Genomic DNA, 1,790 nt, shown 5'->3' with positions numbered 1-1,790 from the left:
GGTGGTGGTCGGCGGCCGCGACACGGACCGGGCCCGCCGGGCCGCGGAGCTGCTCCCGGGGGCGGTGGCCTGCACGGTCGCGGAGGCGCTGGCCGGTGCCGACGTGGTCTTCTGCTGCACGGACGCGTCCGAGCCCGTCCTGCGGCGGGCGGATCTGGCGCCCGGGGCCCACGTCAGCTCGGTCGGCGGCTCTCGCGGGCCGGAGCTGGACGCCGCCACCGTGCGGGAGGGCGCGCTCTTCGTCGAGTGGCCGGGCGCCGCCTCTCCCCCGCCGGCCGGCGCGCACGAGCTCCGCGGCGTCCCCGCCGAACGCCTCACCCTGCTGGGCGCCGTCCTCGACGGCACCGCCCCCGGGCGCCGCTCCCCCGACGAGCTGACCGTCTTCAAGTCCACCGGCCATGCCGCCCTGGACGTCGCGGCCGCCTCGGTGGTCCACCGCGCCGCGCGCACCCGCGGCCTCGGCACGGTGGTGGACCTGTGACGGCGGCTGCCGGTCTCCGGCCGGGCCTCAGTCGGGCAGGACGAGGAACTCCGCCGGTCCGAGCGTGAGGACGCCGTCGCTCAGCGGGGTGCAGCGGACGCCGCCCTTGTCGCGCAGGGCCCGCTGGGCGCCGGGGCCGATCACGGCGTCCATCCACGCGCAGGGCCGGGCGGCGCGGCGGACGGCCAGCAGGACGGGCCCGGTGCCGCAGTCCAGCGAGACCGTCCGGCCCAGGAGCGCGTCGACGTCGACCCCGCGGAGCAGCACGTTGCGGCGGGTGTGCCGCAGGTCCGTGCCGGGCCGGATGTCGAGCGGGAGGTTCTCGGCGGCCATCAGCGTGACGGCGGCGTCCCGGTGGGCCGGGCGGGCGTAGTAGCGGTCGCCGACGAGGCCGAGGCCCTGCCGCACCTCGGCGCTGCCGACGAGTTCGTCCGGGTGCGCCGGGGACGGCCCCTCCGACGGGCGTCCGGTGTACCGGTGCGCCGGCGACACCAGGAGCTGCACCACCTCGACCACGGCCATGCGGGCCAGCCTACGCCGCCGCGCGTCGCCGCCCGACGGGCCCGGCCCTCCGCGGGCATGCTGGTGGGATGGGTGACCGCGATGGCTGAGCCGAAGACCGTGCGGACGGGTGCCGACCCCGCCGCGTTCCTCGCGGGTGTAGGCGACGAACGGCGGCGCGCCGACGCGCAGCAGCTGTGCGACCTGCTCGCCGGGGCGACGGGCGCGCCCGCGGAGATGTGGGGCGGGTCGATGGTCGGCTTCGGCTGCTACCGCTACCGCTACGCGAGCGGCCGCTCGGGCGAGTGGCCGCCGATCGCGTTCGCCCCGCGCAAGCAGGCGCTGGTGCTGTACGTCGCCGAGGGCTTCGAGCCGTACGCCGGCCTGCTGGCCCGGCTCGGCCCGCACACCACCGGCAAGGGCTGCCTCTACCTCGAACGGCTCGCCGACGTGGACCGTGCGGTGCTCGCCGAGCTGGTCGCGACGTCGTTCGAACGGATGGACGGCCGGACGGTCACCCCGTAGCCGCGCGGCCCGCCGGACTCCGTTCGGGCCCGATGCCGAGACGGCCGGTGCGCCCTCCCCGCCGACGGCGGGACGGTCGCCTACGCTGCGGCAGACCGACGCGTCATCAGGAGAGGAACCCCTCATGGCATCCCGGCTCAACCCCTACATCAGCTTCGACGGCGACGCCCGCCAGGCGATGGAGTTCTACCAGGGCGTCTTCGGCGGCGACCTGGACCTGAACACCTTCGGCCAGTTCAACCCGGACCAGACCGGGGAGATGGCCGACCGGATCATGCACGGC

2 protein-coding genes and 2 pseudogenes are annotated in these 1,790 nt (G+C 76.7%); 3 read left to right on the top strand and 1 reads right to left on the bottom strand.

The features are described 5' to 3' along the window. Positions 1-481, top strand: a pseudogene (locus ABZ641_RS35865) (ornithine cyclodeaminase family protein); the annotation flags it as partial. Positions 482-508: 27 nt separating this feature from the next. On the opposite strand, the gene ABZ641_RS35860 reads toward ABZ641_RS35865, so the two are convergent. After that, the gene (locus ABZ641_RS35860) at positions 509-1,003 is read right to left on the bottom strand and encodes a molybdenum cofactor biosysynthesis protein (protein ID WP_344621735.1); all 495 of its coding nucleotides are present in this window, start codon (positions 1,001-1,003) and stop codon (positions 509-511) included. Positions 1,004-1,084: 81 nt separating this feature from the next. Here ABZ641_RS35860 and ABZ641_RS35855 point away from each other — a divergent pair, with 81 nt between their 5' ends. Both ABZ641_RS35855 and ABZ641_RS35850 read left to right on the top strand, forming a co-directional pair. Beyond that, positions 1,085-1,507: a DUF1801 domain-containing protein gene (locus ABZ641_RS35855; RefSeq protein ID WP_344621734.1), complete on the top strand. Its 423-nt coding sequence runs from the start codon at positions 1,085-1,087 to the stop codon at positions 1,505-1,507. Positions 1,508-1,631: 124 nt separating this feature from the next. After that, positions 1,632-1,790 (top strand): annotated as a pseudogene (locus ABZ641_RS35850) (VOC family protein); the annotation flags it as partial.

The sequence above is a fragment of the Kitasatospora sp. NPDC007106 genome (assembly GCF_040634455.1).
Classification (GTDB): domain Bacteria; phylum Actinomycetota; class Actinomycetes; order Streptomycetales; family Streptomycetaceae; genus Kitasatospora; species Kitasatospora arboriphila.
The sequence above is the reverse complement of the archived record's forward strand: the minus strand, read 5'-3'. Positions and strand labels throughout refer to the sequence as shown.